We start from the raw sequence: 20,433 nt of genomic DNA on the forward strand, positions 1-20,433 counted from the left end.
TCCCGTGTACGCGCGGGCAGGAGGGAAAGTGCAGTGACCGAAGGGGCCGGCATCCGGGACGGGGAACCGCCGGAGGACCTGACCGCCGCCGAGACGGGAATGTGGCAGGCCTTCCGCAACGGCAGCGTGTACGACCTGCGCGCCGGAGACACCGTGGTGGACGACCCGCACGGCGGCCATCCGTGGGGGCCGGAGCGGACCGTGCGGGCCCGGATCGTGTGCTGGCTGCTGCTGGACGGGCCGCCCGCGCTGGCCGGGCGGGTCTCGGCGCTGAAGCTCGTGGGCGTCCAGATCGAGGACCCCCTCGACCTCGCGGGCGGCACGGTCGCGCCGTACGTGGAGATGAAGGGCTGCCGCTTCGAGAAGGAGATACGACTGCCGGAGGCGCGGTTCACCACGCTCCGGATGGTCGACTGCTCGATACCCCGGCTGGAGGCGGCCCGTGTGCACACCGAGGGCGACCTGCATCTGCCGCGCTGCCGGTTCCACAACGGGGTGCGGCTCACCGACGCGCACATCGGCACGGACCTGATGCTCAACCAGGCCGTGATCTACCGGGACCGGCGTGGCCACTCACTCACCGGCGACGGCATGACCGTCGGGCAGGACCTCCAGGCCGAGATACTCGACTCGCACGGCGAGCTCAGCCTGCGCGGCGCCTCCATCGGCGTGTCGCTGAGCCTGCGCGGCGCCCGGCTGACCAACCCGTACACGCGCCTGGCGCTCAACGCGCCCCAGCTGACGGTGGGGCGCACCCTCTACATGACCCCGGCGGGTGTCGGCAATCCGCTCCTGACGAGCGGGACCACGCCGGCGCGCGGCACCAGGGTGCAGCGGTTCACCTGCGAGGGCGGCGTACGTCTGGACGACGGCCGGTTCGGCGACGCGGTCGACCTGGAGTGGGCCCGTTTCGTCTTCACCGACGAGCAGGAGATGTCGCTGCGCCGCGTCCAGGTGCCCGAACTGCGCTTCCTCGGGGAGCGCCCGGAGCGCGGCAAGGTGGTCCTGTCGGGCGCGCGGATCGTCAACCTGATGGACAAGGCGGACAGTTGGCCGAGCCCGGGCAATCTTCAGATGGGCGGCTTCCAGTACGAGAACCTCGTGCCGCGCGGCCCGTTCCCGCTGGCGAGACGGCTGGAGTGGGTGGCCGCCGCGACCGCCGAGTACAACCCGGAGCCGTACGAGCGGCTCGCCACGGTGCTGCGCGCCGGCGGGGAGGACGAGGACGCCCGCGAGGTGCTGCTCGCCAAGCAGCGCCACCGCCGCGAGAACCTGCCGCTCGCGGCCAAGCTCTGGGGGTACGTGCAGGACTGGACCGTCGCGTACGGGTACCGGCCGGGCCGGGCCGCCGTGTGGATGGCCGTGCTGTGGGCGGCCACGTCGCTCGCCTTCTCGCACGCCGACCACCCGCCGATCAAGAACGGCGAGCACCCTCCGTGGAACGCCTCCCTGTTCGCCCTGGACCTGCTCCTGCCGGTCATCGACCTGGGACAGGTGGGCTACTGGCAGCTGCGCGGCGGCTGGCAGTGGGTGGCCGCGGTGGTGATCCTGCTGGGCTGGATCCTGGCGACGACGGTGGCGGCGGGGGCCACGCGACTGCTGAGCAGGAACTGACACAAAAAATCCGCAACAGGAACACAGCGTTCCAACAGCAGCGGAACAGGACTTTTTTACCTGACCTTGACTGTTGATCGTACAACTAAAAGAGTGTTACGTGTTCGCACTGGCGCGGCTCCGACCTGCGGGTTTTCAATGGCGACACCATGGCACTGCTGCGCGCCTTCATCCGCACGGCACGGATGATCCGGAACACCTCGCTCCTTGCCGTCGGCCTGCCCGCCGACGACGAGGTGCTGCTGGACGCCCCGGACGAGCGGCTCGCCCCCGCCCTCGTGGCGGCGGGCCGCGGCGAGTACGCCCCGGCGGCCAAGCTGCTCGCCACCACCCGGGAGGCGGCCGAGTGGGAGAACCGCGACCGGTACGCGACCCGTCTCGCGGTCTTCGCGCGCACGCGCGACGGGTGGCTGGCCCAGTGGCAGCAGGCCTCGCCGCACGACCCGGACGCGCTGCTGATCAAGGCCGAACTGGCGGTCACCCGCGGCTGGGAGTCCCCCGCCCGCGCCGAACTCCTGCGCGACGTCGGCCCGTTGATCACCGCGGCCGCGGAGGGCGAGCCCCGTGATCCGGTGCCCTGGCGGATCGCGCTCGACCACGCGCGGGGCACCAACATGGGCCACACCGGGTTCGAGCTGCTGTGGGCCGAGGCGGTCCGCCGCTCCCCGCACCACTACGGCTGCCATGTCGCGGCACTGCAGTACCTGTCGGCGTTCTGGTACGGCTCGCACCGGGAGTGCTTCGACTTCGCCGAGCAGGCGGCGCAGGACGCGCTGCCCGGCTCGCTGGTGCAGGCGCTGCCGGTGCGTGCCGCCTTCGCGTACCTCGCCGACGGCGGCGGGAGAGGCGTGCGGCGCGAACGGCTGGACGCCGCGGCCGACGCGGCGATCGCGCTCTCGTCCGCGTACCGCGCCGCCGACCCCTGGCCGGCCGAGGTCCGCAATCTGCTGACGTACGTCCTGGTACGCCTGGAGCGCTGGCAGGACGCCCTCGAACAACTCCGCATGATCGGCCCGTACGCCACCTCGTTCCCCTGGGACCGGGTGTCGGACGATCCGCTCGGCCAGTTCCTCGAACTGCGGGACGGGGTAAGGCTGGAAGTGGCGTCCGGCATCCCGCTGCGATCACGGTCCGCTCCCCGCCGGAGCCCGAGGAGTGACCACTCGGAACCCGCCCGCCCCGACGACCATTAGGCTCTTGCTACGTGACCACCGTCCGGCTCCCGCTCTTTCCCCTGAACTCGGTTCTCTTCCCAGGGCTCGTGCTCCCCTTGAACATCTTCGAGGAGCGCTACCGCGCCATGATGCGCGAGCTGCTGAAGACCCCCGAGTCCGAACCCCGCCGGTTCGCCGTCGTCGCCATCCGCGACGGCCACGAGGTCGCGCCCAGCGCGCCCGGCATGCCCGACCAGACCGCCCTGCCCGAGCGCGGCCCGACGGCGGGCTTCGGCGACGACCCGGGCCGCGCGTTCCACTCCGTGGGGTGCATCGCGGACGCGGCGACGATCCGGGAGCAGGACAACGGGACGTTCGAGGTACTCGCGACCGGTACGACCCGGGTGCGGCTGCTCTCGGTGGAGGCGTCGGGCGCGTTCCTGACGGCCGAGCTGGAGGAGCTGCCGGAGGAGCAGGGAGACGAGGCGGGAGCACTGGCGGAGGGCGTCCTGCGCTCCTTCCGCCAGTACCAGAAGCGCCTGGCGGGAGCACGTGAGCGCTCGCTGTCGACGGGTACGGACCTCCCGGACGAACCGGCGGTGGTCTCGTACCTGGTGGCCGCCGCGATGATGCTCGACACCCCGTCCAAGCAGCGCCTCCTCCAGGCCCCGGACATCGCCTCACGCCTGCGCGACGAGCTGAAACTCCTGCGCGCGGAGACGGCCATCATCCGTAGCCTGCCGTCGTTGCCCGCGTCGGAGCTGACGCGCGGCCCGACGAGCCTGAACTGAAAGCACGGGACAGTGGCCAAGAAGCCCAGGAAGAACCAGCAGCAGTCCGGTGGCACCCCCGCGACGGTGGCCCTGACGTCCGCGGGCGTGGACTTCACCGTCCACTCCTACGAGCACGACCCCTCCCACCCCTCCTACGGCGAGGAGGCGGCGGAGGCGATGGGTGTCTCCCCCGACCGCGTCTTCAAGACGCTGGTGGCGGACGTGGACGGCGCGCTGGTCGTCGCCGTGGTCCCGGTGGCGGGCTCCCTGGACCTGAAGGCCCTGGCGGCGGCGGTGGGCGGCAAGCGGGCGGCGATGGCGGACCCGACGCTGGCCGAACGCACGACGGGCTACGTCCGGGGCGGCATCTCGCCTCTGGGCCAGCGCAAGAAGCTCCGCACGGTGCTGGACGCGTCGGCTGACGCCCACGACACGATCTGCGTCTCGGCGGGCCGACGCGGCCTGGAGGTCGAACTGGCCCCCAAGGACCTCCTCACCCTCACGGAAGCGGTCTCCGCCCCCGTCGCGCGCGGGTGACTCCGCCCCGCCAGGGGCGCGGGGAACTGCGCGGCTTTCAGGGGCGCGGGGCTGTGTCGATCTGCGGCTCCGCCGCGTGGGCGCGACCAGCCACACCCAACCCGCAGCAATCCACCCACCCTCAGTACCCACCACCCGGGGGGCATGGGGGCGCAGCCCCCAGGGATGGGACGGGTAGGGGCGGCGGGGGCGAGAAACGCCACCCACGCACGAGCCCCTCGACAACGCGCCCTACGCCGGAGGCGCCCCGTACGGGTCCTCCCCAGGATGCTGCTCATCGAAGGGATCAGGATCCCGAGGCCCGAACAGCGCCGTCAGCCCGAGGTGGACCAGCAGCGCGGCCAGCGGCCAGGCAAGCAGCGCCCCCTTCGCCCCGAGCTTCAAGGGCGCCGAAAAGGTCACCCCCTTACCCACCGACCTCGCATGCGCGGCAACATCCTGCTCAGGCCCGAGCCACACCCCGAGCCGCCACGCCAGCAACCCACCGAGCAGCCCACCGACGGCCAGAGCGACGACCAGCGGCACACCCCCACGCCGCCGCACGAGAAACACCACCAGCGCACTCACGGCCCCGAACCCCAGCGCCAGCAGCGTGAACGTCCCGTCCACCCCGACGGCCTGCTCCCCCTCGGTGTCCTTCAGGTACACCGCGCTACCGTCGGAGACCAGCGGCACTCGCGGCGCCAGCCACCACCACAGCACCCCGAGCAGCACTCCCGCGAGCGCCACCCCCACCGTGATGATCGCGGCCTGCCGCACTTCGGTCTTCATCCCGGGACCGTCCTGTTCACCGTCCTGTCCGCCGTGCTGTTCGTACGCACCGTCATGAGGGGCAGCCGACACCACCTCGGGAACGGGTGAAGCCTGCCACGCACTGTGCGGGGACTGGTCGTGCGACGGTTCATGGGGCGGCGGAGGCGGAGTCAGCGGTGCGGTCACCCTGACATCGTGCCAGGTACACCTGTGCGACGCGTCACCGGACGGCCGCCCGGCGGTACGCCCAGGTCGCGACGGCCAGCGAGGCCACCCCGACACCGGCGCACACGGCCAGGTCACCGAGCACGAACGCCCAGTCCGGGTCACTGGCGAAGGTCCGCGCGAACGCCTCCACACCGTACGTCGACGGCAGCAGATCACGCGCGAACCTCACCACGCCCGGCAGCCGGTCCGGGGGCAGGACCCCGAGCAGCAACGCCGCCGACATGCCCAACTGCCCCAGCAGTGTGGCCAGTTCCGGCCGCGGCGCCAGCAACCCCAGCGCCGCTCCGAGGCCGGCGAGCGCGGCCCCCGCGAGCGGGATCACCGCGGCGAGCACCCACAGGTTCCCCATCGGCAGTCCGAAGAGCACACACCCGAAGACCGCGGTCACCACCGTGCCCGGCACGGTGAACGACGCGTACGCCCCCGCCGCCCCCAGCACCACGGCGGCCGGCGGCACCGGCAGCGTCGCGTAGTGGTCCAGCCCGCCGCTCGCCCTCAACTGCCCGAAGTACTGGGCCAGCAGGTTCAGCGCCACGAAGGCGACCACGAGCACCGCCGAACCGGCGACCACGGCCTGAGCCTCGGTTCCGCCGTCCACGACGCCCCGCATCAGGATCATGATCCCGATCGACTGGAAGGTCGCCACGAACAGCAGCGGGATCCGCGCGACGCGCGCCCGCGAGAGCTGCGCCCGGTACACCGCTCCGAGCGACGGCCACAGCCGCGCCCGCGGCCCGAGCGTGGCCGGGGATCCGGCGCACTCCTCCACGGCCAGGGCACCGCCCGGCAGAACCTCCGCGGGTACGACACTCACGTCGAGCTGCTCCTCTTCGCTCCGGCTGCCGCCCAGTCCCGTACGGCTGCGGCCGCGGTTGCGTTCACGCCTTCACCAGCCCCTGCGTGTTGCCGCCCAGCGCCAGGTACACGTCCTCCAGGCTGGGCGTGGCGAGCGTGAAGTCGTCCAGGGCCACGAAGGCCGCGCCACCGGTGACCGTCGCGACCACCGCGCGGGCCTCCTCGGGGGCGAGCCGCAGTGTCCAGCGGCGCCCGGACTCCAGGGCCCGGGACCGTAGCGCGGCGACCTCCGGGACGTCCAGCGGCGCCCGCTCGCGCCACACCAGCTCCACGCGCACCTCGCCCGCGACCTTGTCCTTCAGGCCGGCCGGGGTGTCGCAGGCGATGACCCGCCCCTGGTCGAGGACGGCGACCCGGTCGAGCACGGTCTCGGCCTCGATGACGTTGTGGGTGACGAGCAGGACGGTGGTGCCGTGGTCTGCCCGGCGCCGGTCGACGGCGGCCCACACGGCGCGCCGGGCGACGGGGTCCATGCCGGTGGTGGGCTCGTCCAGGACGAGCAGGGGCCGTTCCCCGACGAGCGCGGCGGCGAAACAGGCGAGCCGCCGCTGTCCGCCCGAGAGCTTCCTGATCGGCCGCGGGGCGAGGGCCGTGAGCCCCAGCTCCTCCAGCACCGCGTCCCGCTCGTCCCTGGCCCGCCGTACGTCGAGCCCGCGCAGCCGGCCGGTGGTCTCCGCGGCGAGCGACACGGTCAGGTCGTCCAGCGCTGTCGACTCCTGCCCGAGGTACGCGAGGATCCGCGCGGCCCGCTCGGGGTGGCGCACGATGTCGTGCCCGAGGATCTCGACCGTGCCGTCGTCCGGTCGCATCAGTCCGGTGAGCTGCCGGACGAGCGTCGACTTCCCGGCGCCGTTCGGCCCGAGCAGCCCGAAGATCTCCCCGCGCCGCACTTCGAGCCCGACGGCGTCGTTGGCCCGCACGGCGGGCGTCCCCGGCGCCCCGCGCCGTCCGCGCACCGCCGGGTACGTCTTCGTCAGCTCTCGCACCGCGCACACGACGTCCCCGCCGTGTCGGCTCCCGGGTTCCGTGCGCGTGCTCACGAGGAACGAGCCTACGGGGTCCGGAACCCGGATCCTCGCCCGGGGCGCCCGATACACGCATATCCGGCGCCATCGAACCACCCGAAGCACCAGTCCCTCGAACCATCCGGAGCACCAGTCCCCCGGACCACTCGGAGCACCAGCCCCTCGGACCGACCAGAGCATCAGCCCCGGAACCGATCGAAGCACCAGCCCCCGGGCCCGCGCCGCCCTCGGACCCACTCCGTCCTGCTGGGGCTCGCCCCGGCCCCCGGCGGCGCGCTCGCGGACTCGACCCGCACCCACGAACCCGCTCAACCCTTTGACCCGCCGCAGCGGCGACCGGCCACAACGGCGCGGCCCGGCGGGCAGTGCCGACCAGCCTCAACGGGCCCTTTCTCACCGCCCCCGCAGCCCCCGGCACAAGCCCAGGCCCAGGCCCACCACCCGCACCCCGCTCACTCCCCGGCAGGAGCCGGCGCCGGCGCCGACGCCGTCCGTACGTCGATCTCCCGCCAGAACCCGGCCCGGATGGCGTACCGGTCGTGCTCGTCGATCTGGTCGTCCTTGTGGGCGAGCAGCCCGAACCGCGCGGCGTAGCGCAGCAGCTCCCCGTCCACGCGGTGCGGGATCCGCGGATACATCCCGGACAGCTTCTGCAGGTGCGCCTGCTCCGTCAGCCGTGCCATCCAGCGCCGCGCGAACACCTGTCCCACCTCGTACGGATCGCCGCCCACGGTGGTGATGTCCTCCTCCCGGTCGGCCCAGCGCTGCTCGGCCGAGGTGAGCTGGGCCAGCGTCGGCATGGACGCGGCCTCCGCGGGCTCGGCGACGACTCCGGGACGGTCCACCCACCCCTTGTCGGAGGACCAGCGCAACGTGGCGTTCGCGGGATGCTGCGGGGTCTGCGCGCCGGCCGCCCGCATGGTCGCCAGGTCCTTCGGCGTCGGCACCCCCTTGGACGCCGCCGCCGCGGCCCGCTCCTCCGTCCCGTTGTGCGACACGGCGGCCGCCGAGACGTGCTCCGCCTCCTCGGTGGCCCGCTCGGACGAGGCGAGCGCCGACTCCGGCAACGGCGCCGACAGGATCGCGGCGATCTCGGGCCGCGGCACCGGCTGCGGCGCGCACACCCCGCCGAGGTCCTTCGCCCGGACGGCCTGGGTGATCCACGCCCGGTCCAGCACGCGCCGCTCGTCGGCCTCGGCGACCAGGTCCTCGGACTGGTTGTAGTCGCCGTCCGCGGCCTGTACGGCCCACAGGTGTACGGCCACCCCGTGCTCCTTGGCCGCCATCATGCCCGGCAGCAGATCCCCGTCCCCGGTCACGAGCACGATGTCGGAGCAGGCCCGGTTGCGCGCCAGTTCGGTGAGTTCGGCGTGCATGGCGGCGTCCACGCCCTTCTGCGCCCACCGCCCGTCACTGCGGGTCAGTGCACCGAGCCGTACGGTGACCCGTGGCATCACGCGCAGTCTGCGGTGCTCGGGCTGCGGTACGCGGTCGGGGGCGCCGTCGAACCAGTAGATACGCAGCAGCGGCCGCTCCGTGTCGGCTTCGGCGCGCTCGCGCAGCCCCTGGATGAGGGCGGCGTGATCGACGGTGATGCGGGAGCGGGAGGGTTCCCCGGCGAGGAGGCTGGCGGCAGCCCCGAGCAGATACCCGGCGTCCACCAGGACGATGCAGCGGTCCACGCGATCCACCCTCTTTCCGGGAGGTTTGCTTCGGGCTTCCTTCGAGTCTGCCCGACCGCGCGGAGGTTAACGGCCGGAACTCGATCTTCGGCGTGGCGCATCGGCGCAGAGACCGTGGACAGAGCTTGTCACGCACGGTGATTCTCCGAAATGCGCGACGTGTCCCGCTATGTGAATCTGGTCGCGGCCCTGGCCCCCAGATCCCCCGCAGGAGGCAGAGCACCATGGCCAAGAACAAGAACCGCAAGCAGCCCGCCCAGCAGAACCGCCGCCCGCAGGCCGAACAGGCCGAGGAGCAGGCGCAGCGGAGCTCGACGGAGATGCAGTCGCCGATGTCTCAGCCCCACGGCAGCCCCGCCGATGTCGCCCGTAAGAAGCAGAAGAGCTTCGGCCACAACTGAGGCCCGGCCGTCGGCTGTTGAGGCCCAGACATACAGCGAGGGGCGCATCTCTTCCCGGATGCGCCCCTCGCACACGTCAGTACGCGGCCCTCAGCCCGCGAGGCAGGACGGACCCAGCAGCACCTTCAGATCACCGAAGAGGGCCGGATCCGGCTTGACCCGGTGCCGGTCGAGGCGCAGCACCGTCGTCTTGCGCGGGCCCTGGAGCTTGATCCGCACCTCGCTGTCACCCTTGTGGTGACTGAGGATCTCGCCGAGGCGGCTGACCATGGGCGGGGTGACCCTCGTGGCCGGGATGGTGAGGATCACGGGCGCGTTGGTGCCCGCGTTCGACAGGTCGGGAACCTGGAGTTCCATCGCGACCAGCCGGGGCACGTCCTCACGCTTGTCGAGCCGGCCCTTGACGAACACCACGGCGTCCTCGACGAGTTGGGTCGACACCAGCTGGTAGGTGGCCGGGAAGAACATGCACTCGATCGAGCCCGCCAGGTCCTCCACCGTCGCGATCGCCCACGCGTTGCCCTGCTTGGTCATCTTGCGCTGCAGACCCGAGATGATGCCGCCGATGGTCACCACCGCCCCGTCCGCGTGCTCACCCCCGGTCAGCTGCGCGATGCCCGCGTCCGCCTTGTCCGACAGCACGTGCTCCAGCCCGAACAGCGGATGGTCGGAGACGTACAGACCGAGCATCTCCCGCTCCTGAGCGAGCAGATAGGCCTTGTCCCACTCGTCGGTGGTGAACTCCACGTCGAGGCCGAAGCCGGGCTCGTTGCTCTCCTCCTCGCCCATCCCGCCGAAGAGGTCGAACTGGCCCTCTGCCTCCTTGCGCTTGACCGCCACCACGTTGTCGATCATCGGGTCGAAGTGCGCGGTGAGGCCCTTGCGGGTGTGCCCCATGGTGTCGAAGGCGCCCGCCTTGATCAGTGACTCGGTGGTGCGCTTGTTGCACGCGACCGCCTCGACCTTGTCGAGGTAGTCGGGGAAGGAGGCGTACTTCCCCTTGGCCTTGCGGCTGCGGATGATCGACTCGACGACGTTCGTACCGACGTTGCGCACGGCTTCGAGCCCGAAGAGGATGACGTCGTCGCCCTGGGCGGCGAAGTTGTGCTCCGACTCGTTGACGTTCGGCGGGAGCACCTTGATGCGCATGCGGCGGCACTCGTTGAGGTAGACGGCCGACTTGTCCTTGTCGTCCTTCACCGAGGTGAGCAGCGCGGCCATGTACTCGGCCGGGTAGTTGGCCTTCAGGTAGGCGGTCCAGTACGAGACCAGTCCGTACGCGGCGGAGTGGGCCTTGTTGAAGGCGTAGCCGGCGAAGGGGACCAGCACGTCCCACAGCGCCTGGATGGCCTCGTCGCTGTAGCCCTTCTTGCGGGCGCCCTCCTGGAAGAGGACGAAGTTCTTCGCCAGTTCCTCGGGCTTCTTCTTGCCCATCACACGGCGCAGGATGTCGGCCTCGCCGAGCGAATAGCCCGCGATGATCTGGGCGGCCTTCTGCACCTGCTCCTGGTAGACGATCAGGCCGTAGGTGACGGCCAGGACCTCTTCGAGGGGCTCCTCCAGCTCCTTGTGGATCGGGGTGATCTCCTGGCGGCCGTTCTTGCGCTCCGCGTAGTTGATGTGCGAGTTCATGCCCATCGGGCCCGGCCTGTAGAGGGCCGAGACGGCGGAGATGTCCTCGAAGTTGTCGGGCTGCATCTGGCGGAGCAGCGAGCGCATGGGACCGCCGTCGAACTGGAAGACGCCGAGGGTGTCACCGCGGCAGAGCAGTTCGAAGGTCTTGGGGTCGTCCAGCGGGAGGGAGAGCATCTCCAGGTCGATGCCCTTGTTGGCCCTCACCATCTTGATGGCGTCGTCCATGATCGTCAGGTTGCGCAGGCCGAGGAAGTCCATCTTCAGCAGGCCGAGCGACTCGCACTGCGGGTAGTCCCACTGGGTGATGGTCACGCCGTCGGTGTGCCGCACCCAGATCGGGGCGTGGTCGACGATGGGCTCACTGGACATGATCACGCCGGCCGCGTGCACACCCATCTGCCGGACCAGGCCCTCGACACCCTTGGCGGTGTCGATGACCTTCTTCACGTCCGGTTCGTTCTCGTACATCGACCGGATCTCGCCCGCCTCGCTGTAACGCGGGTGGGAGGCGTCGGTGATGCCGTTCAGGTCGATGCCCTTGCCGAGGACGTCGGCGGGCATCGCCTTGGTGAGCCGGTCGCCCATCGCGTACGGGTAGCCCAGCACGCGCGCCGAGTCCTTGATGGCGTTCTTCGCCTTGATCTTGCCGTACGTGCCGATCATGGCGACCTTGTCGGCGCCGTACTTCTCCGTCACGTACCGGATCACCTCGACGCGCCGGCGCTCGTCGAAGTCGATGTCGACATCGGGCATCGAGACGCGCTCGGGGTTGAGGAACCGCTCGAAGATCAGACCGTGCGGGATCGGGTCGAGGTCCGTGATGCCCATGGCGTACGCGACGATCGAACCGGCCGCGGAACCCCGGCCGGGGCCGACCGCGATGCCCTGGGTCTTGGCCCACATGATGAAGTCGGCGACGACGAGGAAGTACCCCGGGAACCCCATCTGGATGATGACGTCCATCTCGTACTCGGCCTGCTTCTGGCGGTCCTCGGGGACGCCGCCGGGGAAGCGGCGCTCCATGCCCCGGCGGACCTCCTCCTGGAACCAGGTGACCTCGGTGAAGCCCTCGGGGATGTCGAACCTGGGCATGAGGTTCTTGGCCTCGAACATGCCGGTCGTGTCGATCTGCTCGGCCACCAGGAGGGTGTTGGCACACCCCTCCTGCCAGGCGTCCGAGGAGTCGATCGCGTACATCTCGTCCGTCGACTTCAGGTAGTAGCCGGTGCCGTCGAACCTGAACCGGTCCGGGTCGGAGAGGTTCTTGCCGGTCTGGATGCACAGCAGCGCGTCGTGCGCCGTCGCCTCGTGCGCGTACGTGTAGTGCGAGTCGTTCGTCACCAACGGCGGGATGCCGAGCTTCTTGCCGATCTCCAGCAAGCCGTCGCGGACCCGGTGCTCGATCTCGATGCCGTGGTCCATCAGCTCCAGGAAGTACCGGTCCTTGCCGAAGATGTCCTGGTACTCGGCGGCCGACTTGAGCGCCTCGTCGAACTGGCCGAGCCTCAGCCGCGTCTGCAGCTCACCCGACGGACACCCGGTGGAGGCGATCAGCCCCTCCGACCACTGCGAGATGGTCTCCTTGTCCATCCGCGGCCACTTCTGCAGCCACCCCTCCGCGTACGCGTCCGAGGACAGCCGGAAGAGATTGTGCAGCCCGGTCTTGTTCGCCGCCCAGATCGTCTTGTGCGTGTAACCACCCGAACCGGAGACGTCGTCGCGCTTCTGGTGCGGCTGGCCCCACTGGATCTTGCGCTTGTTGCGCCGCGACTCCGGCGCCACATACGCCTCGATGCCGATGATCGGCGTCACGCCCGCCTTCTGCGCCGTGTGGAAGAAGTCGTACGCCCCGTGCAGGTTGCCGTGGTCCGACATCGCGATGTGCGTCATGCCCATCTCGTTGCACGCGTTGAACATGTCCTTCAGCCGCGCGGCACCGTCCAGCAGCGAGTACTGGGTGTGAACGTGCAGGTGCGTGAACGGCGGCTTTGACACGGGCTCGGCCTCCAATAGGCAGGGGCGGCGCGGAGCGCCTCGTTGAGGGGCGGTGGTCGGGTGACGGGAGGGCAGCGGTCGACGGGGGCCAGACAGGCTGCGGACAGTCTGGGGGACAGCGTCGAAGTCTATGCCTCAGCACTGACACTCGGAGCGGTGTCCCCCGTACCTTCATCCAGGAGTGGCGGGCACTCCCGCGTACGGTCGGACGTTGAAAAGAAACAGGGGACTGTTCCCCTCAGAAGGCACACCAGTCACCCATGTCACGCACCACCACCTGCACCAGGAGGCACCCAGCGATGTCGGTTCCGCAGCTCAGCGCCGAGCAACGCGGCGAGCAGATCCTCGCCGTCTTCGACACCGCCTTCGGCGAGCTCCTGGCCGCCGACCCGGCCGCCTTCCGTGTGAAGTTCCGGAAGATGGCCGCGTCCGCGTTCGCCTTCTACCGGGGCACGGCGTGCCTCTTCTACCACGACCTGACTGCGGACATCGGGTTCGGCTCGAAGCGGGGCGGCCCGTTCCTGGACGACCGCACCTCGCGCGTGTGGATCCACGGCGACCTGCACGCGGAGAACTTCGGCACGTACATGGACGCCACGGGCCGCCTGATCTTCAACGTGAACGACTTCGACGAGGCGTACGTCGGCCCCTTCACCTGGGACCTGAAGCGCTTCGCGGCCTCCGTGGCCCTGATCGGGTACGCGAAGGCACTCAGCGACGAGCAGATCACCGAGCTGGTGAAGGTGTACGCGGGCGCGTACCGCGAGCGGATCCACGCCATCGCGACCGGAGCCAAGAGCGACGAGGTGCCGCCCTTCACGCTGGACAGCGCCCAGGGCCCGCTGCTGGACGCGCTGCGTGACGCCCGCTCGCTGACCCGCTTCTCGCTGCTGGACTCGATGACGGAGATCCGTGACTTCGAGCGCCGCTTCGCGCCCGGCGGCGGCTCCATCGAGCTGGACGCGGCCACCCGCTACAAGGTCCTGGCCGCCTTCGACGGCTATCTGGAGACGCTCCCGGAGTCGTCGCTGGCCCGCCCCGACTCGTACCGAGTGAAGGACGTCGTGGGCCGTCGCGGCATCGGTATCGGCTCCGCGGGCCTGCCGTCGTACAACATCCTCCTGGAGGGCGCCACGGACGCCCTGGAGAACGATGTGGTGATCTACATCAAGCAGGCCCAGACCCCGGCAGTCTCCCGCCACATCACGGACGCCGCGATCCGTGAGTACTTCCAGCACGAGGGCCACCGCACGGTGATCTCGCAGCGCGCCCTCCAGGCGCACGCCGACCCGTGGCTGGGCTGGACCGAGCTGGACGGCGCGGGCCAGCTGGTCGCCGAGGTCTCGCCGTACGCGGTGGACCTGGACTGGGGCGACATCGACGACCCGGAGGAGATCGCGGCGGTCGTCGGCGACCTCGGCCGGGCGACGGCCACGATGCACGCGGCGGCGGACGACCTGTCCGGCCAGTCCCTGGTGCCGTTCTCCACGGAGCGGGCCATCGACGCGGCGATCGCGGCCGACGAGGACGGCTTCGCGCCGCTCCTGGTGGACTTCGCGCACGAGTACGGGGCACGCGCGCGTGCGGACCACCAGGTCTTCGTGGACCTGTTCCGCAACGGCCGGATCCCCGGCCTGTAGGACCTGACCCTCACAGGGACTCTTTAGGGGTCCCTTACGTGAGTCCGTGGGAGACTCTGCACGCTATGGACATATCCGGGACCCACCTCAGAGCCGTACGCGCGGCGCTGTTCACGGCACTCGTCGTGACGCTCAGCACCGCGTCGCACGTGCTGCTGTCGCGGGTCCCGCTGCCCCTGACCACCGTGGCCGCCCTCGCGGGCGCCGTCTTCGTCGTCGCGTACGCGCTGGCGGGCCGCGAGCGCGGCTTCGGGAGGATCGCGGCACTGCTGATCCCCCTGGAGCTGGCCGCCGACACGGTGTTCACGACGGGCCAGCACGCCTGTTACGGCCGGGCCGGCGGGCCCATAGCGGGCCCGCTGCGCCAGGTCGGCCTCGACGTGCTGTGCGGCAGCGGCAGCGTGGGCGGCCCGCTGACACGGGTCACGGGCGACTCCGGCCGGGCGGCCTCACTCCTCGCCAACGCGGACCCGGGAGCCGCCTGGCTGCTGCTCGCCGCCCACGTCGGCATCGGGCTCCTCGCGGCCGCCTGGCTGCGACGGGGCGAGCGGGCGCTGGCCCAGCTGCTGGGCGCGGCCGTCGCGGCCGGATTCCGGCCGCTGCTGGTGGCCGTCTCGGCGGTGACGGTGCGGCTCGTGCCGGCCGGGCTCCGGATGCCGCGCTCCGTGGTCCGTACGGCCACCGCGCGCACCCTGTTGTACGCGCACTCCCTGGGACGGCGTGGACCGCCGTGCTCGGTCGCTCTCGCCTGAGCGACAGCACCTGAGCACAAGTAGTCCCCCACACGTATCCCGCGTACGACGTGTGCGCGTCCCACATGGAGATCACCAACATGAGCAAGCGGAACAGCCAGGAGGCGAAGAGGGCGGCCCGTGAGCGCCTGCGCGAGGAGCGCGAGCGCCAGGCCAAGCGCGCCAAGGTCAGGCGGCAGCTGATCGTCGCCGGCTCGATGGTCGCGGTCCTCGCGATAGCGGGCGGCGTCGGATACGCCGTCGTGCAGAACAACAAGCCCACGGGGTGGGACAAGGCCGCCGCCGCGAAGGTGGTCGCCCCCGCCAACACCTCGGGCAAGAACGGCACCACCATCGTGATCGGCGACTCCACGTCGAAGAACACGATCCACCTCTTCGAGGACCCGCGCTGCCCGGCCTGCGCCCAGTTCGAGCAGACCGTCGGCGAGACCGTCAACAAGGGCATGCAGGACGGCACCTACAAGCTCTCCTTCACCCTCGGCACCTTCCTGGACGGCAACCTCGGCGGCGAGGGCTCCAAGAACGCGCTGAGCGCGCTCGGCGCCGCGCTGAACGTCAGCACCGACGCGTTCCTGCAGTACAAGACCGCGCTGTACTCGACCAAGTACCACCCGGAGGAAACGACCGACGAGTTCTCCAAGGACAGCTACCTGATCAAGGTGGCCAACACGGTCGACGCGCTGAAGAACAACAAGACCTTCCAGAACGCCGTCGAGAAGGGCACCTACGACGCCTGGGCGATGAAGATGAGCAAGTCCTTCGACGACGACGGCGTCAAGTCGACGCCGACCATCAAGATCAACAACAAGACGATCGAGAACCCGTCCACGGTCGCCCAGTGGGAGACGGCTCTCAAGGACGCGGGCGTCACCAAGTAACCCGAGCAAGTAACCGCCACTCGGGGCGGGTCGGCAGACGCACGGCCGAAGTGCGGGCGAACTCCTCACCGTTCGCCCGCACTTCATGTCGTCAGTCTTACGGAGAGCCCTTACCCGTCAGTAATCTCCGGCCGTGACCAGTCGCATCAGATCTCACGCCAGCCCCGACTCGCCCTCGCCGCGCCGCCGTACGGTCGTCAAGGCCGCCGCGGCGGGCGCCGTCCTCGCGGCCCCGCTGGCCGCCGCGATCCCCGCCCGGGCCGCCCAGGCTCCCGCCTTCCTGCACGGCGTCGCCTCCGGCGATCCGCTGCCCGACGGCGTCCTGCTGTGGACCCGGGTCACGCCCGTACCGGAGGCGGTACCCGGCTCCGGACTCGGCCCGGACGTCGAGGTGAGCTGGACCGTCGCCCTGGACAAGGCGTTCACGACCATCGTCGCCAAGGGTTCGACGACCGCCGGCGCCGCCGCCGACCACACGGTGAAGGCGGACATCCGCGGTCTCGCCCCCGCCACCGACTACTGGTTCCGCTTCTCCGCCGGCGGCACCGACTCCCCCGCCGCGCGCACCCGCACCGCCCCGGCCGCCGACGCCGCCGTGGCCTCCCTGCGCTTCGGCGTGGTCTCCTGCGCCAACTGGGAGGGCGGCTACTTCGCCTCCTACCGCCACCTGGCCGCGCGCGGCGACCTGGACGCGTGGCTGCACCTGGGCGACTACATCTACGAGTACGGCACCGGCGAGTACGGCACGCGCGACACCGTCGTACGCCCGCACGCGCCCACGCACGAGATCCTCACGCTCGCCGACTACCGCACCCGGCACGGCCGTTACAAGACCGACCCGGATCTGCAAGCCCTGCATTCCGCAGCCCCCGTCATCGCCATCTGGGACGACCACGAGATGGCCAACGACGCCTGGTCGGGCGGCGCCGAGAACCACACCGAGGGCACGGAGGGCACCTGGGCCGCCCGCCAGTCCGCGGCCAAGCGGGCGTACTTCGAGTGGATGCCGGTGCGCCCGGCGATCGCCGGTACCACCTACCGCAGGCTGCGCTTCGGCAAGCTGGCCGACCTCTCGCTGCTCGACCTGCGCTCGTTCCGCTCCCAGCAGGTGTCCGTCGGGAACGGCGAGGTCGACGACCCGGACCGTACGATCACCGGCCGCGCCCAGCTCGACTGGCTGAAGGCCGGGCTGAAGGCCTCGGACACGACCTGGCGGCTGGTCGGCAACTCGGTGATGATCGCGCCGTTCGCCATCGGATCGCTCACCGCCGACCTCCTGAAGCCGCTCGCCGAACTCCTCGGACTGCCCAAGGAGGGCCTCGCCCTCAACCCCGACCAGTGGGACGGCTACACCGACGACCGCCGCGAACTCCTCGCCCATCTGCGGGACAACGCGATCCGCAACACGGTCTTCCTCACCGGCGACATCCACATGGCGTGGGCCAACGACGTCCCGCTGAACGCCGGTACGTACCCGCTGTCGGCATCGGCCGCCACGGAGTTCGTGGTCACCTCGGTCACCTCCGACAACCTCGACGACCTCCTCAAGGTCCCCGAGGGCACCGTCACCGCCGTGGCCTCCCCGGTGATCCGGGCCGCCAACCGGCACGTCCACTGGGTCGACACCGACCGGCACGGCTACGGCGTCCTGGACATCACCGCCGAGCGCGCGCAGATGGACTTCTACGTGCTCTCCGACCGCACGAAGGCCGGCGCGACCTCGTCCTGGGCCCGCTCGTACCGCACGCGCAGCGGAACGCAGAAGGTGGAGCGCACGTACGACCCGGTGTGACGGCCAGAGCTTCAGGGTCGGAGCTTCACGGTCACAGCGTTTCGAGGAAGCCGAGCGCCACCTTCCAGGTGGCCTCGGCGGCCTCCGCGTCGTGGTCGGGCAGGTCCGGGTCGGTGTAGAGGTGCCCCGCCCCGCGGTACCGGAAGACCTCGACGTCCGCGCCGATCGCACGCATCCTCAGGTACCAGGCGCTCAGCCAGTCGTCCGGCTCGAAGGGGTCGGGCTCGGCGACGTGCAGCTGGACGGGCAGTTCGTCCACCGAGGCGGTCTCGGCGATGTCCGACGTGCCGTGCAGGAGCAGCAACCCGCGGGCCTTCTCGTCGCCGAGCGCCAGCGTCTGCGCGGTCGCGGCGCCCAGGGAGAAGCCCGCGTAGACGAGCCCGCGCTCCGAGTAGGGCGCCGAGGCCAGGACGGCCCGCTTGAGCAGCTCGTCCTTCCCGATCTCGTCATTGAAGGCCATGCCCTCCTCGACCGAGTCGAACGTCCGCCCCTCGAAGAGGTCGGGCGTCCACACCTCGTGGCCGGCGGCGCGCAGCCGGTCCGCCGCGTCGCGCACCGCGGGTCTGAGGCCATGGGTCGAGTGGAAGAGCATGATGTTCATGCGTTCATGGTGCCAGCCGGGTACGACGGTGCGCGGCCCAAGGGCTGCGGGAGAGCGGCCTCGGCGGTGGCCGTGACAGTGGCCGTACCCACGATGCGGGAGAAGTCACATGTTCATGACCCGTCGAAGCCGGTTACGTTCGGAGGCATGGAGAACGTACTGCGCCCGCTGATCGTCCTCGGCGGCTCGGTCGTGCTCGCTCTGCTCGTCGGGTGGGCCGTGGACCGCCTGCTGCGCAAGGCCGACGAGCGGCACAGCGAGACGCCCTTGTGGGGCCTGCTGCGACGTGGCCGCGTCCCCTTCCAGCTCGTGCTGTGCACGGCCGCGTTGAGAGGCTCCTACGACCAGGTGCACGTCCTGGCGGACCACCGGGCGGCCATCGGCCGGGCCTTGACGCTGGTCCTCATCGGCTCGACCGCGTGGCTTGTGATCAGCATCGCGGCCGCCATCGTCGAGACCACGTACACGCGCTACGCGAGCAGGCACCGCGACCCCGCCCGGATCCGCCGGGTACGGACGCAGGTGACGCTGATCATGCGGGTGGTCACGGCGGTCGTCGGCGTGGTGGCGGTCGCGGCGATGCTGCTGACGTTCCCGGCGATGCGCGCGGCCGGTGCCTCGCTGCTGGCCTCCGCCGGCATCCTGGGCATCGTCGCCGGTGTCGCCGCGCAGTCCACGCTCAGCAACCTCTTCGCGGGGCTCCAGATCGCCTTCGGCGACATGGTGCGGCTCGGCGACGTGGTCGTCGTGGAGGGCGAGTGGGGCACGGTCGAGGAGATCACGCTGACGTTCCTGACGGTGCGCACGTGGGACGAGCGCAGCTTCACGATGCCTGTGTCCTACTTCACGTCGAAGCCGTTCGAGAACTGGTCCCGGGGCGGGGTCCAGATGACCGGCACGATCTTCTTCCACGTCGACCACTCGGCCCCGATGCCCGCGATGCGCGAGAAGCTCCGTGACATCCTGCGCGAGTGCCCGGCCTGGGACGGCCGCGCCTACAACCTGACCGTCACCGACTCGACCCCCACCACCATGGAGGTGCGCGCGCTGGTGACGGCGAAGGACCCGGACGACCTGTGGACGGTGCGCGTCGAGGTCCGCGAACAGCTGATCGGCTGGCTCGCCCGGGAGCACTCCTACGCCCTCCCCCGCGTCAACACGGCCGACGCGGTCCTGCCCCCGAGCCGCATCGACGGCCACCTGGACGGGCGGGCGGACGGTATGCCTCACCGCGTGACACGCAGCCGCGCCCACGAAGCGCCACGTACGGGACCGGGCCGGGGCTGAGTCGGGGCTGAGTCGGGACTGGGTGCGCGGGGGCTCCGGGCCCCCGCACCGGCCCGGCTCTGGCCCGGCTCTGGCTCAGTGCCCGCGTTCCGCGCCGCCGTTGACCTGGATGATCTGCGCGGTGATGTGCCCGGCGGCGTGCGAGGCGAGCCAGTGCAGCGTGCTCGCGACGTCACCCGGGGCACCCGCCCGCCCCGTGGAGGTCTCGGCGACGAGGCGTGCCCTGCGCTCCTCGTCCATGGCGCCGCCGAAGAACTCGGTGTCCTCGATGTAGCCGGGTGCCACCAGGTTCACGGTGATGCCACGCGGCCCCAACCGCCGTGCCAGATCGAAGGCGTACGGGTGCAGGGCGGCCTTGGACCCGGCGTACGCCCCGCTGCCCGAACCGCGGTAGGCGGCGATGGAGCTCAGGAACAGCACACGGCCGCCGGGGTCGGCCAGCCGGTCCTTCAGCGCCTCCGTGAGCAGCACCGCGGTCAGGGTGTTGAGCCCGAAGTTGAGGGTCCAGTCGTGCAGGACGACGTCGAGCGGCTCGTCGCTGTCCACCGTGGGCTCCAGGTTCCCGGAGCCTCCGGCACTGTGGACCAGTACGTCCACGGTGCCGAACTCCCTGGCCACGAACCGCTCCACCCCGCGTACGCCGCTTGGTTTGCTGAGGTCGGCCGCGTAGGTCAGCGCCCCGGGCACCTTCGCCTCCTCGAGCACCTCGGCACGCCGCCCGACCAGCAGCACCCGGTCCCCGTCCGCGGCGAAGACCTGCGCTGCCGCCAGCCCGATCCCCGTACCGCCACCACTGATCACCACGTTGCGAGCCATGGGTTGATCGTACAA

The 20,433-nt window shown here is 70.8% G+C and carries 17 protein-coding genes; 10 read left to right on the top strand and 7 right to left on the bottom strand.

Going from position 1 to position 20,433, the window contains the following annotated elements; genetic code table 11:
• Positions 1-33: 33 nt before the first annotated feature.
• The 4 genes from AB0959_RS24270 to ybaK all read left to right on the top strand — a co-directional run bounded on the left by AB0959_RS24270 (position 34) and on the right by ybaK (position 4,078).
• Positions 34-1,614, top strand: a complete 1,581-nt coding sequence (locus AB0959_RS24270) for an oxidoreductase (protein ID WP_366828596.1) — start codon at positions 34-36, stop codon at positions 1,612-1,614.
• Between the two features lie 149 nt (positions 1,615-1,763).
• On the top strand, positions 1,764-2,807 hold the full coding sequence (locus tag AB0959_RS24275; RefSeq protein WP_366828597.1) for a hypothetical protein: 1,044 nt from the start codon (positions 1,764-1,766) through the stop codon (positions 2,805-2,807).
• An 11-nt stretch (positions 2,808-2,818) separates the two neighbouring features.
• Positions 2,819-3,559 (top strand): LON peptidase substrate-binding domain-containing protein, encoded by a 741-nt coding sequence (locus AB0959_RS24280; RefSeq protein ID WP_366828598.1) that lies wholly within the window; start codon positions 2,819-2,821, stop codon positions 3,557-3,559.
• A gap of 12 nt (positions 3,560-3,571) precedes the next feature.
• Positions 3,572-4,078 carry a Cys-tRNA(Pro) deacylase gene (gene ybaK, locus AB0959_RS24285; protein WP_366828599.1) on the top strand — a complete coding sequence of 169 codons (507 nt, stop codon included), beginning with the start codon at positions 3,572-3,574 and terminating at the stop codon, positions 4,076-4,078.
• A 231-nt stretch (positions 4,079-4,309) separates the two neighbouring features.
• On the opposite strand, the gene AB0959_RS24290 is transcribed toward ybaK, so the two are convergent.
• The 4 genes from AB0959_RS24290 to AB0959_RS24305 all read right to left on the bottom strand — a co-directional run bounded on the left by AB0959_RS24290 (position 4,310) and on the right by AB0959_RS24305 (position 8,621).
• Positions 4,310-5,017 carry an AAA family ATPase gene (locus AB0959_RS24290; protein WP_366828600.1) on the bottom strand — a complete coding sequence of 236 codons (708 nt, stop codon included), beginning with the start codon at positions 5,015-5,017 and terminating at the stop codon, positions 4,310-4,312.
• A gap of 34 nt (positions 5,018-5,051) precedes the next feature.
• The gene (locus AB0959_RS24295) at positions 5,052-5,873 is read right to left on the bottom strand and encodes an ABC transporter permease (RefSeq protein WP_366828601.1); all 822 of its coding nucleotides are present in this window, start codon (positions 5,871-5,873) and stop codon (positions 5,052-5,054) included.
• Positions 5,874-5,937: 64 nt separating this feature from the next.
• Positions 5,938-6,954: an ABC transporter ATP-binding protein gene (locus AB0959_RS24300; protein WP_366828602.1), complete on the bottom strand. Its 1,017-nt coding sequence runs from the start codon at positions 6,952-6,954 to the stop codon at positions 5,938-5,940.
• Between the two features lie 437 nt (positions 6,955-7,391).
• Positions 7,392-8,621, bottom strand: a complete 1,230-nt coding sequence (locus tag AB0959_RS24305; RefSeq protein WP_366828603.1) for an NYN domain-containing protein — start codon at positions 8,619-8,621, stop codon at positions 7,392-7,394.
• Positions 8,622-8,845: 224 nt separating this feature from the next.
• Here AB0959_RS24305 and AB0959_RS24310 point away from each other — a divergent pair, with 224 nt between their 5' ends.
• Positions 8,846-9,022 (top strand): hypothetical protein, encoded by a 177-nt coding sequence (locus tag AB0959_RS24310; protein ID WP_366828604.1) that lies wholly within the window; start codon positions 8,846-8,848, stop codon positions 9,020-9,022.
• A gap of 90 nt (positions 9,023-9,112) precedes the next feature.
• Here the strand turns inward: AB0959_RS24310 and dnaE are convergent, their stop codons facing one another.
• Positions 9,113-12,652: a DNA polymerase III subunit alpha gene (dnaE, locus tag AB0959_RS24315; protein ID WP_366828605.1), complete on the bottom strand. Its 3,540-nt coding sequence runs from the start codon at positions 12,650-12,652 to the stop codon at positions 9,113-9,115.
• 299 nt (positions 12,653-12,951) lie between these two features.
• Here dnaE and AB0959_RS24320 point away from each other — a divergent pair, with 299 nt between their 5' ends.
• The 4 genes from AB0959_RS24320 (at position 12,952) to AB0959_RS24335 (ending at position 17,714) form a co-directional block, all read left to right on the top strand.
• Positions 12,952-14,292, top strand: a complete 1,341-nt coding sequence (locus AB0959_RS24320; protein ID WP_366828606.1) for a DUF2252 domain-containing protein — start codon at positions 12,952-12,954, stop codon at positions 14,290-14,292.
• Positions 14,293-14,357: 65 nt separating this feature from the next.
• Complete coding sequence (locus AB0959_RS24325; RefSeq protein ID WP_366828607.1) at positions 14,358-15,044, top strand: hypothetical protein; 687 nt, start codon at positions 14,358-14,360, stop codon at positions 15,042-15,044.
• An 80-nt stretch (positions 15,045-15,124) separates the two neighbouring features.
• A complete protein-coding gene (locus AB0959_RS24330) occupies positions 15,125-15,922 on the top strand; it encodes a DsbA family protein (RefSeq protein ID WP_366828608.1) in 798 nt (265 codons plus the stop codon).
• 133 nt (positions 15,923-16,055) lie between these two features.
• On the top strand, positions 16,056-17,714 hold the full coding sequence (locus AB0959_RS24335) for an alkaline phosphatase D family protein (protein WP_366828609.1): 1,659 nt from the start codon (positions 16,056-16,058) through the stop codon (positions 17,712-17,714).
• A 31-nt stretch (positions 17,715-17,745) separates the two neighbouring features.
• On the opposite strand, the gene AB0959_RS24340 is transcribed toward AB0959_RS24335, so the two are convergent.
• Positions 17,746-18,315 (bottom strand): dienelactone hydrolase family protein, encoded by a 570-nt coding sequence (locus tag AB0959_RS24340; protein WP_366828610.1) that lies wholly within the window; start codon positions 18,313-18,315, stop codon positions 17,746-17,748.
• Positions 18,316-18,462: 147 nt separating this feature from the next.
• On the opposite strand from AB0959_RS24340, the gene AB0959_RS24345 reads away from it, so the two are divergent.
• On the top strand, positions 18,463-19,602 hold the full coding sequence (locus AB0959_RS24345) for a mechanosensitive ion channel domain-containing protein (protein WP_366828611.1): 1,140 nt from the start codon (positions 18,463-18,465) through the stop codon (positions 19,600-19,602).
• 75 nt (positions 19,603-19,677) lie between these two features.
• On the opposite strand, the gene AB0959_RS24350 is transcribed toward AB0959_RS24345, so the two are convergent.
• Positions 19,678-20,418: an SDR family oxidoreductase gene (locus tag AB0959_RS24350; RefSeq protein ID WP_366828613.1), complete on the bottom strand. Its 741-nt coding sequence runs from the start codon at positions 20,416-20,418 to the stop codon at positions 19,678-19,680.
• Between the last annotated feature and the right edge of the window lie 15 nt (positions 20,419-20,433).

It is taken from the genome of Streptomyces sp. NPDC046862 (assembly GCF_040704615.1).
Lineage (GTDB): Bacteria > Actinomycetota > Actinomycetes > Streptomycetales > Streptomycetaceae > Streptomyces.